This is a genomic window from Streptomyces sp. NPDC004647, assembly GCF_040609575.1.
In the GTDB taxonomy this organism is placed as follows: Bacteria; Actinomycetota; Actinomycetes; order Streptomycetales; family Streptomycetaceae; genus Streptomyces.
On the sequence record NZ_JBEXKU010000144.1, the window covers coordinates 1 to 9,528 of the forward strand.

The window sequence follows — 9,528 nt, forward strand, 5'->3', positions numbered from 1 at the left end:
CTCGCCGCCGTCAATGACGCGTTGAGGGAACTGGAGGCCGAGCGGCAACGGCGAGCCATCGAGGAGGCGGCCTTCGACAACATTTGGCGGGGCGAGTGACGACCGCACGTGGCGATGGTCGCCGCCACCGTGATCACGGGCGCCCGGACGTCTCACCTCAGAGGGCGGCACCACCCGTGACAGGCGCCGTGCAACAGCCCGACGGCCCGCCCCGCGCGATGGGCAAGTCCCTCGTCGAACCCGTCCTGTTCCGCCGGCTCCGCCCCGTTGACGGCGTCCGGCAGCAACTCCGTCACCACGAGCCGTGCCGCTTCGTCGTGGCCGAGCACGAGCGGGGTGAGCAGTTCCTCCCGGCCCACGCGCCCGACCACCGCCTCGAAGGAAAGGGAGCGCCTGATCTGCCGTACCGACGTCTTGTCTCCGCCCAGAACGCGTTTGAGGAACACGGCGGCGCCGGTTGAGGTGACGCCCGCCCAGTTGTCGTTGCGCCCGATGAGAGAGACCACGTCCGAGTCGCCGAGCTGGCCCAGGCCGATCCGGCGGAGGAACTCGTTCACCTCGGGGGCGTCTGCGAGCGCCAACGGGTCGAACGTGGTGCGCACGCGGACTCCTTGCTCGGTGGAAGCGGCTGCCCACCTAGACTCGCAGCGGTCCGCGGGGCCCTGTCCCCGACTTTGGTCGCGGTCCACCACCGACCTGAGTCGGTGCCGGCGCCGGAACGGAAGCGCCAGAATCAGGGGTGGCACACGACGTCGATTCCGCGATACCCGAAGGTGTGAAGCTGTTGATGGACGAGACGCCTGCCGCTGCCGTGCTCCACTTGGAGGGCGTCAGTCACCGATACGGGGACCGGGAGGTGCTGCGATCGGTCTCGCTACACCTGAAACCCGCCGAGTGCGTAGCGCTGGTCGGGCACAACGGCTGCGGCAAATCGACGCTTCTGCGGCTGGCCGCCGGCCGGGAGACGGCTTCGGAGGGCGAGGTCCTCTTCGACGGTTCTCCCCTCCGCGAGGACGACCCGGCCACCCGGGCACGAATCTCCTCCGTGCTGGACCCGGCCGCCTACTATCCCGACCTGTCAGTGCGTGAGCACCTGGTCTTCGTCGCCCTTGCGCACGGCCTCGGCGCGGCTGCGGACGAGACTGTGGACCAGGCCCTGGCGGACCACCATTTGAGTGATCACGCGACGGCCCTGCCCACTTCGCTGTCCTCGGGCCAGAACCAACTGCTGCTCCTCGCCTCGGCCTTCATACGGCCGCACGATCTCCTCCTGCTGGACGAGCCGGAGCAGCGGCTGGACTCCCGTGCGCGAGCCGAATTGGCGGACCGCCTCGTGGCCCACAAGGAGCGGGGCGCGGCCGTCCTCATGGCCACGCACAACCTGCAGCTCGCCGAGCGGGTCGCCGACCGCGTACTCGTCCTCGAATCGGGTGTGCCCGTTGACGCCGCCGGTCACGAGTGGGCGGGGGCGGACCGTGCTCACTGAGGCGTCGGCTCCGGCCGCCTTCCGCGAGTCCACGGCCGAAGCGCTCGACCATCTGCGGCGGGCCAGGCGGGCACAACAGCGGGAGCAGCGGCGCGGCAACGCCGTGCTGCTCTACGGCGTGCTGGTCGTCGCCGCCCTGCTGGGCACCCCGTATCTGCTGGCCGCCGCCGACGCGTCGCAGCCGGGGAGCGCTCAGGGCGACCTCGCCGGACGGCTGCTGACGGGGCTTCCAGTGACCCTGCCGGCCGTCCTGGCGACCGTTCTCTTCCTCGCGCTGCGCAATGCCGCCTGGCGGGGGCCCGTGCTGGTCGACCTGCCCACAGCATTCTGGGCCGTGCCGCTGCCGCTCCTGCGGCGGCCCCTCCTCATGCCCCGCTTCCTCACCTCCGCCGTCTTCAGCACGCTGGTCGGCACCGTTACGGGAGCGGTCGCGGGTTTCCTGGTGGCGACCGGGGTGAACGGCTCCTGGCCCGGCCCGACGGTCGCCGGTGCCTGGGCGGGCGCCGTGACCGGCGTCGGCTCGGTGCTGTCCGGTGTCCTCGTCGAGCGCCACGACAGCGCCGTGGTACGCAAGGGCCGGGGTCTCTTCGCGCTCGGCTGGACGGCTGCGGCCGGCCTGCTCGGGCTGTCGGTGCTCTCGTTCGTGCACGACCTACCGACCTGGGCCGGCCATGTCCTCCTCTGGTCCGGCCCGTGGGGCTGGGCCGCCCAGCCGCTGCTGGCCGCGGTGGGGGGGAGGGCGCCCGGATGGCCCTTGGCCTCCGCGCTGCTCGTCGGCCTCCTCCTGCTCGGCGTACGGGAATCCGGTCGGGCCGTCGCCCTGATCCCGGGGGAGTCGCTGCGCCGACGGGCCCTGGTCGTCTCCCAGGTGACGGCGTCACTGTTCTCGATGGACCTGCGGCAGGCCAAGTTCTCCATCCAGGGGACGCACCGCCGCCGGGCGCGCCCCGCCCTGCGACTGCCCGCACCGCGCCGACGGTGGCTGGTGGTCCCGTGGCGCGACGCGACAGGCCTGCTGCGGGCGCCGGGACGGCCGGCGTGGGCGCTCCTGCTGCTGGCCGCAGCGGTGGTGCTCACCGCGTCCATGGGCACGCTCGCGCTGCGGCTCCAGATCCTCTGCTCCGGGCTCGCCCTCGCGGCGATGTATCTGGCGGCGGCTCAACTGGCGGAGCCGGCCCGGGTGGACAGCGACGACATGCGGAGATCGGTCAACCTCCCGTACTCTTCGGCCGCCCTTGCGCTGTGGCACGCGGCCGTCCCGGCGGCCCTGCTGCTCGCCGCGACGGCCCTGGGCCTCGTCGGCGGCGCGCTCGCCGGGGTGTGGCACCCGGGGCTGCTGGTGCTGCTGCTCTGTGTGCCGACGATGGTGGGAGCGGCCCTGGTAAGCGCCTACCGCGGGTCCATGCCGCCCCATGTGGCCATCGGAGTGGAGACCCCGTTCGGGAACACAGCCCCCCTGCAGATGACCGCCTGGTATCTACGGGGCCCCCTGGGCGCGCTGATGCTGACCGTCCCGGTCCTCGTCCTCACCGCCGACCGGGGGGCCCTGGGGGCCGGTGGAGCGGCCTGGCTGCTGGCTGTCGGCGCCGTGCAACTGCTGTGGGCGCGGCACGCCGCCGGGCAGCAGGCGTGACCCGGCGGCTCCCCGGGACCGGACTCCGTCGATTCGCGCGGATCACGTGACGGCGCCGCCGAGGGCTCGTCCGACAGGGTGTTCCGCGGCTCATTCGGCCAACCCGGCGCGGTCCGCCAGCCCCTCGATTCCGACGGCGGCCGACGACGGCGCCTCGGCGAGGCCGTCCCGGACCAGCCCATTCATCAGGGTCCGCATCTCGTACAGTGCCTGCCGACCGGTGGCTCCGATCTGCAGGGTCCGCATCTCGTACAGTGCCTGCCGACCGGTGGCTCCGATTTGCTGGGCCTGGGCGCGGACCGCCTCCGGATCCTGTGCGGCGGTCACTTCCAGTATTCCGGCGGCCAGCACGGTGCGCCTCACCTCGTGGCCCAACACGTCGTGCAGCTCGCGGGTGATCCTGGTCCGCTCCGCTACCCGGACACGCCCGACCAGCAGATCGCGTTCTCGTTGCAGCCGGCAGGCCCTCTCGGCGGGCAGGGCCCCGCGGACCTTCCGTAGCATCGTGAGAAAGGCCAGTACGGACGCCCCCAACAGGACCGATAAGGCCAGAAGTTCCGTCGAGGGCCGGAGAACGGGTGTCCCTGTCTCCCGAGCGAAGAGGGCGTCGACCGCCTCGCATGCGGTGACGGCGGAGGCGACCGCCAAGTCTGTCCGGGAGAACGGCAGGAGCTTCCGTGCGGACCGCCGCTGCTGCTCGGCGGCGCCGGTCGGCTGGTTCCCGTTCATATCGCGCCAGGAGCACAGTCCATGACGGTGCGTTCCCTGGGGCGGGGTCTCCCGACCTCCAAAGGGGGCGCCACCCTGGTCCGTGATCCCGAGGTCATCGACTTCGCCGCCGAGGCGTTCGAACGATTCTGGGACACAGCACTGCCGTTCCCGTACGAGTACAGCCGCGAGTAGGCCGATGCCACAACGGCCGACGTACGCAGGGCCATCGCCCATCGCCTGGTGGACGGGCCACGGATAAGCAGATCGCGGAGCGCCTGGGGATGTCGCTGCGCTCCTGTCAGCGTCATGTCGCGACGCTGATGCGAGAACTGGGAGCACGCAACCGGCTGCACCTCGGCTATCTGCTCCATGCGCAGCAGGCACCGGCCCGGAGGGCGGAACGCACGACGGCTGAGTGAGCGGAGTCGCGGCCCCCTTCCGCAGCGCCGAGGGTACGTTCGACGTCACCGCCGTGGGCTCGGGCAACGCTCGGGGTAGGTGGCGCCCGGGAGCTTCGTGCAGCACGCACTCGGGCGGGTCCGTTGGCACGGGGGCACTCCGTGTGCGGTGATCGTGATCATTGGTGCCGCTCGCTGTCGTTGTCCGGGCCGTGGGTGACGCGGATTTTGGACTGGCCGTGCGGCAGTTCCTCCCAGTCGGCCATGAACCGCGCCGCCAGGCCGTGTTTCTCGGCCAGGGCGATGAGTGTCTCGGTGCGGTAGTAGAAGTCCTCCCGGAGCACCTGGTGCTCCCTGCCCTCGGTGCGGTCGAAGGTGAAGTCGAACCAGCCGCCCGGTGCCAGCACCCGGCCGACGTTGGCCAGGCACTCCTCGATGACCGGGAGCGGGGAGTGCGAGAAGACACTGTGCGCGTGCACCACGTCGAAATAGGCATCGGGCAGGAAGCGCAGGGTCAGGTCGCGGACCGGGGTCAGCGTGGGGAGCTTTTTCTGCAGCCCCATCTCCACGATCGTGTTTTGCGCGGCGGCGAGGATGTCGGGTGAGATGTCGATGCCGTAGTAGTGCCCCGGCTCCAGGTGCCGGATGAACCGCCAGCCCGCCCGCAGGTTGCCGCACCCGATCTCCAGCATCCGGTGCTCGGGGCGCAGACCGTGGCCGAGCAGGTAGTCGAACTGCATCGCCCCCAGGGCCAGCCACCGCTCGTGGCTGGCGCTGCCGACCGCAGCGTCCGGGTCGGCGCGGGTGTCGGACCGCATCACCGCGCGGTAGTAGGAGACGTGGTCCGGCCAGCGGTAGCGCAGCCACGCGTCCCGGGCGGTGCGGGCCATGTGGCGCGGCACCCGCTCGGGGTGGCGCAGTGCGTAGGCGATGCGGTGCCCGAGGGCGGCGCGGTTGACGGTGACGTTCTTGGCAGGCACGCGGGTTCTTCTCCTCGTTCGTTACGGACGCGGCGTTCGTACCGCCTCGCCTCGCGGCTCTCGGTACAGCCTCGGTGCACGAGCGAGAGACGGACGCGGCCGTCCGGCTCCGATACGAGGACGGTTCGGGGGACACCGGTATCAGCCGATTGGAGGTTGCGGCACCGCGTCGGGCACATTGAGCACGCCAAGCACGTTAGGACTCCCTGCGAGGAGAGGCCAGGAGACCGGGCGAGGCGATGAGGAGGCCGTCGGTGCGGCACGGTGAACAGTCACGTCGGCCGTGCGGCCTGTGACGGCCGCGATCGGGAGCCTTTCCCCGGGGGAGGGCGAGCGGCCCGATCCGGACGGTCGGTGGTTGACGGCCGTCATGCACGCCGCGTTCTTCCTGCTGCTGGGCTCCTCGCTCGCCCGCTTCCTGACCCGTGACCAGGGCGACACGCGTACCGCATGGGTCGTCGCACTGTTCGCCGTCTTCTGGCTGCTCTACGTCCTCGGACGGCTGCTGACACCCGCACCGCGCCCCGGCGCTCGGCCCAGCGCCCGGCACCTGGCCTGGCTGGGCGCGGTGTCGGCCGTCTGGATCGTCCTGCTCGCCCTCGCCCCGAGCGCCACATGGTGCGCCATGCCGCTGCTGTTCGCCGGCCTGCACACGCTGCCCGCGCGGATCGCGGTGCCGGTGGTGGCCGGTCTCACCGCGCTGGTCGTCGCCTCCCAGGTGCGCGTGTCACACGGCACGGTCAATCCCAATATGGTGGTCGCCCCGCCGGCCATCGCCGCGGTCGCCACCGCCGTCCTGGTCCATCTGCAGCGCCAGGCGGCCCGGCAGCGCGTCCTGATCGACGACCTGGTCCGCACCCGCCGTGACCTGGCTGCCACCGAGCGGCGGGCCGGCATCCTGGCGGAGCGGCAGCGGCTGTCCACGGAGATCCACGACACCCTCGCGCAAAGCCTGTCCAGCCAGCAGATGCTGCTGCAGGCCGCCGAGCGCATCTGGCAGGCGGACCCGGGCGCGGCCCGCGGGCACATCCGGGACGCGGCCGAGATCACGTCCCGCAGCCTCGCCGAGGCACGCCGGTTCGTCCATGACCTGGCCCCGGCAGACCTCGCCGAGCGCACCCTGGCCGAGGCGTTGAGCGCGCTCGCCGACCGCGAGAGCGGTGCGGGGCTGACGGTGGCCTTCCGGCTCGACGGCACTCCGGGCCCGCTGCCGGAGCGGGTCGAGGCGGCACTGCTGCGCATCGCGCAGGGCGCGCTGGCCAATGTGCGTGAGCACGCCGCGGCGACGCGGGCCGCGCTGACCTTGACCTGTCTGGGCGAGCAGATCTCGTTGGACATTGCCGACAACGGCCGCGGCTTCGACCCGGACGGCCCTCCCCCCGCCTCCGGCCGGGAGGTGCCGCCGGCCCCCGAAGCGGACCGGGCGCGCGGGCACGGGCTGCCGGCCATGCGTATCCGGGCACGGCAGTCGGGCGGCGCGCTCACCGTGGAATCCACGCCGGGCGAGGGCACCGTGGTGTCGGCGGCCGTTCCCCTCACCCCCTCGTCCCCGAGACCCCGAGGGAGACCGCCCAGTGAGCCCACCGGAGCCGTCCACGCCGATTCGGCTGCTGCTGTGCGACGACCATGCCATGGTGCGTGCCGGGCTGCGTGCGCTGTTGTCCAGCACCGACGGCATCGAGGTGGTCGGTGAGGCGGGCAGCGGTGAGGAGGCCCTCGCCGTGGCCGCCCGCGTCCGACCCGACGTCGTGTTGATGGACCTCCAGCTCGGCGGCGGCATGGACGGTGTGACGGCCACGCGCCACCTGTCGTCAGCCGGCGGGGAGGGCCCCGGCACGCCGTGCCCACGCGTGCTCGTGCTCACCATGTTCGACACCGACTCCGACATCACCCGCGCCATCGAAGCGGGCGCCACCGGCTACCTGCTGAAGGCCGAACGGCCGGAGGAACTGTTCGCGGCCATCCGCAACGCGGCGTCGGGCCGCACCGCACTGTCGGCCCCGGTCGCCGAACGGGTGTTGGCCCAGATGCGCAGCCCGCGCCCCGCCCTGTCCGAGCGCGAGCGCGAGATCCTCCAGCAGTTGGCACGCGGCCTGGGCAACCGGGAGATCGCCCGAGCCCTGTTCATCAGCGAGGCCACGGTCAAAACCCACCTGGGACGGATCTACGGAAAGCTGGGGGTGGAGACCCGAGCGGGCGCGGTGTCGGTCGCCAAAGAGCAGCGATTGCTGCCGTGACGCCGGTGAGGACTTGTGCGGGGAGCGGGCATCGTCCATGTTGCGCCGGCGGGAGGCGTACTGGAGGAGTCGTTCGGAGTCGTGGCCGGCCGTCCCGGTTTCGGTGAGGGCAGCGGCGATTGCGTGCCAGGCGAGATCACGGAGGTCCTGTTGCGGGTGATCGGGAACGATCTCGTGGACCTGCTGGCGTAGCGCTCGGCCGTGCCACTGGTGGTTTGCGCTGGGCGTGTGCGGGCGGCAGTGCGGTGGCGGCCTGGTGGCAGGCGGTCTGCAGCTGGGACAGGCACTACGGCTTGAGATGGGTTGTTGGTCGTGTCGGCCTGTCACGGGCTGGGTGCACATGGCGCGGACGGCACCGCTCAGGTCGCGGTCGTGTTGGTCTTCTGTTCGGATACGGGGCCGGTGGCGCGTTCGAAGATATCGGCCGCTTGCCGGAGTCGGGGCCGGGTGTACTCGGGTTGCGAGGCGGGGGAGGGCGTCGAGATGGCGGGCTGTCGGCTTCGAGGCCCCGGGCTCGGCCTTGACGGCCCCTGGGGCACTCGGCCTTGCCGGACCCTGGGGCAGGGGTAGGGCTCTTCGCGTCCTTCCGGGCCGGCCTGTCCGGAAGGTGCCCGTGCTCCGGATAGAACGTCCCCGCGTCTGTGTCTCTGCTCCCACTCCCCGCACTGCCTGGGTGTCACCACAAGGCCCCGGCCGCGTAGCGCGTACACCGTGTTCGCCGGCTCGGAGTTTTTCGAGGTCACCTGCTCCGCACCCATACCGATGCGCTTCAGGACCGCTGACTGTCGCTCATTGAGTTTGCCCACCGCTGCATGGAGTCGGATCACCACCAGCCTGCAGGAGACTGCAACCAGTTGGGAGGGAATTGATCGCCTTCGACGTCGATCCCTCGTGCCCGTCGGACCGGTTGCGGTTGCGGCGCGGTCACGTGCGCCGCGCGCCATGATCGACACCTGGGGAAGGCAGCCTGGGAGAAGCCGACCAAGATCGTCTCCCAAGTTCTCCCCAACGATCACCGGGCACGCATCAGGGGCCCGACCCGCGATGCGGATCAGGCCCCTGACCTGTTGTTTCTTCAGTCGGGGTGGCGGGATTTGAACCCACGACCTCTTCGTCCCGAACTAGGTACGGACAGATCGTTGACCTGCACTTTCTGACTTCAATACAGGTCAGGGCCTTGGTATGAGTTGGTCTCGCGAGGCGTTGGAAGTCGCGCCTTCCAAGATCCACTCCCCGCTCACTCCCCGCGCTACCGACGGGGCGCGAGGCGCCCGTGCACGATACTCAGGGTCCGCTCAGGCTCCTCCTGGCGGGCGGCCTGTCTTCGTGGCCACACCCGGCCACGTTGCTCCGTCTCATTCAGCTCCATACGTTGACGTCCGTTCGCCGGGTGCAGCGCCTCGCCCTCTTCGACCTAGACAACACCCTGATCGACAGGCAGGGAGGGTTGGCCGACTGGGCTCGCGACTTCAGCGCGACTCGCGCGCTGCCCTCTCACGCGGAACGCCTGATTGGCGACGCTCTGCGTGAGAGGGCTTACCCCGCGGATTTCGAGCGGCTCAGGGACACCTTCGGTCTCGCTGACCCGGTTGCCTCTCTGTGGAGCGAGTACGTCGGGGGCATGGCTTCGCGGGCGCGCTGTCGCGCGGGGCTGCACTATGACCTCCGCAGGATGAGGGCGGCAGGTTGGACGCTCGGGATCGTCACGAACGGGGCCGCGGATATTCAACGGGCCAAGCTGGAAGTCGTGGGACTGTCCCCGCTGGTTGATGCTGTGTGCGTCTCTGAGGAGGTCGGAGTGAGGAAGCCGTCCCTGGCGATATTCCAAGCCGCCGCCGACCTCTGCGGCGCCGCCCTCGCTGATGGCGGGTGGATGGTGGGGGACAACGTCGAGATTGACATCGCGGGTGGCCGCTCTGCGGGGCTACGGACGGCATGGGTCGCGGACGGACGGCAGTGGCCGGCACACGTCCGCAGCCCCGACTTGAGGGAGTGTCTAATCAACGGCGGATCTGCTGATCAAGGAGAGACGCCGAGTGAGCGAGACGATGATCGGGCACGAGTCCGTCGAGGAGTCGGCCGG

Annotated in this window: 11 protein-coding genes and 1 pseudogene; 9 read left to right on the top strand and 3 right to left on the bottom strand. The window is 70.9% G+C overall.

The genetic code is table 11. From position 1 onward, the window contains the following. Positions 1 to 99: pseudogene (locus tag ABZW18_RS33320) on the top strand (GPP34 family phosphoprotein); the annotation flags it as partial. Between the two features lie 53 nt (positions 100 to 152). On the opposite strand, the gene ABZW18_RS33325 reads toward ABZW18_RS33320, so the two are convergent. Continuing rightward, entirely contained in the window at positions 153 to 602 is a 450-nt protein-coding gene (locus tag ABZW18_RS33325; RefSeq protein WP_356194904.1) for a hypothetical protein, read from the bottom strand. Positions 603 to 787: 185 nt separating this feature from the next. Between ABZW18_RS33325 and ABZW18_RS33330 the strand changes: the two genes are divergently transcribed. Together ABZW18_RS33330 and ABZW18_RS33335 are read left to right on the top strand one after the other, a co-directional pair. Beyond that, positions 788 to 1,486, top strand: a complete 699-nt coding sequence (locus tag ABZW18_RS33330; RefSeq protein WP_356194906.1) for an ABC transporter ATP-binding protein — start codon at positions 788 to 790, stop codon at positions 1,484 to 1,486. Continuing rightward, positions 1,476 to 3,119, top strand: coding sequence for a hypothetical protein (locus ABZW18_RS33335; protein WP_356194909.1), 1,644 nt, complete (start codon positions 1,476 to 1,478; stop codon positions 3,117 to 3,119). Before ABZW18_RS33330 ends, ABZW18_RS33335 begins: the two co-directional genes overlap by 11 nt. 90 nt (positions 3,120 to 3,209) lie before the next feature. Here the strand turns inward: ABZW18_RS33335 and ABZW18_RS33340 are convergent, their stop codons facing one another. Then, positions 3,210 to 3,848, bottom strand: a complete 639-nt coding sequence (locus tag ABZW18_RS33340; protein WP_356194912.1) for a histidine kinase — start codon at positions 3,846 to 3,848, stop codon at positions 3,210 to 3,212. A 21-nt stretch (positions 3,849 to 3,869) separates the two neighbouring features. Between ABZW18_RS33340 and ABZW18_RS33345 the strand changes: the two genes are divergently transcribed. After that, complete coding sequence (locus ABZW18_RS33345) at positions 3,870 to 4,022, top strand: hypothetical protein (RefSeq protein ID WP_356194915.1); 153 nt, start codon at positions 3,870 to 3,872, stop codon at positions 4,020 to 4,022. After that, on the top strand, positions 3,977 to 4,249 hold the full coding sequence (locus tag ABZW18_RS33350; protein ID WP_356194929.1) for a winged helix-turn-helix transcriptional regulator: 273 nt from the start codon (positions 3,977 to 3,979) through the stop codon (positions 4,247 to 4,249). The genes ABZW18_RS33345 and ABZW18_RS33350 overlap by 46 nt, the downstream gene beginning before the upstream one ends. A 158-nt stretch (positions 4,250 to 4,407) precedes the next feature. Here the strand turns inward: ABZW18_RS33350 and ABZW18_RS33355 are convergent, their stop codons facing one another. Next, entirely contained in the window at positions 4,408 to 5,208 is an 801-nt protein-coding gene (locus tag ABZW18_RS33355; RefSeq protein WP_356194918.1) for a class I SAM-dependent methyltransferase, read from the bottom strand. Positions 5,209 to 5,578: 370 nt separating this feature from the next. On the opposite strand from ABZW18_RS33355, the gene ABZW18_RS33360 reads away from it, so the two are divergent. The 4 genes from ABZW18_RS33360 to ABZW18_RS33375 all read left to right on the top strand — a co-directional run. Then, the gene (locus tag ABZW18_RS33360) at positions 5,579 to 6,901 is read left to right on the top strand and encodes a sensor histidine kinase (protein WP_356194931.1); all 1,323 of its coding nucleotides are present in this window, start codon (positions 5,579 to 5,581) and stop codon (positions 6,899 to 6,901) included. Continuing rightward, positions 6,840 to 7,445 (top strand): response regulator transcription factor, encoded by a 606-nt coding sequence (locus tag ABZW18_RS33365; RefSeq protein WP_356194921.1) that lies wholly within the window; start codon positions 6,840 to 6,842, stop codon positions 7,443 to 7,445. Before ABZW18_RS33360 ends, ABZW18_RS33365 begins: the two co-directional genes overlap by 62 nt. A 15-nt stretch (positions 7,446 to 7,460) precedes the next feature. Then, positions 7,461 to 7,637 carry a hypothetical protein gene (locus ABZW18_RS33370; protein WP_356194924.1) on the top strand — a complete coding sequence of 59 codons (177 nt, stop codon included), beginning with the start codon at positions 7,461 to 7,463 and terminating at the stop codon, positions 7,635 to 7,637. A gap of 1,198 nt (positions 7,638 to 8,835) precedes the next feature. Then, a partial coding sequence (locus ABZW18_RS33375) for an HAD family hydrolase (RefSeq protein ID WP_356194926.1) occupies positions 8,836 to 9,528 on the top strand: 693 nt, incomplete at its 3' end.

What these genes read in the sequence shown, in the direction of transcription:
- ABZW18_RS33345 (WP_356194915.1), top strand. Translation starts at nt 3,870, where the DNA reads ATGACGGTGCGTTCCCTGGGGCGGGGTCTCCCGACCTCCAAAGGGGGC.
- ABZW18_RS33365 (WP_356194921.1), top strand. Translation starts at nt 6,840, where the DNA reads ATGGTGCGTGCCGGGCTGCGTGCGCTGTTGTCCAGCACCGACGGCATC.
- ABZW18_RS33360 (WP_356194931.1), top strand. Translation starts at nt 5,579, where the DNA reads ATGCACGCCGCGTTCTTCCTGCTGCTGGGCTCCTCGCTCGCCCGCTTC.
- ABZW18_RS33330 (WP_356194906.1), top strand. Translation starts at nt 788, where the DNA reads ATGGACGAGACGCCTGCCGCTGCCGTGCTCCACTTGGAGGGCGTCAGT.
- ABZW18_RS33340 (WP_356194912.1), bottom strand. Translation starts at nt 3,848, where the DNA reads ATGAACGGGAACCAGCCGACCGGCGCCGCCGAGCAGCAGCGGCGGTCC.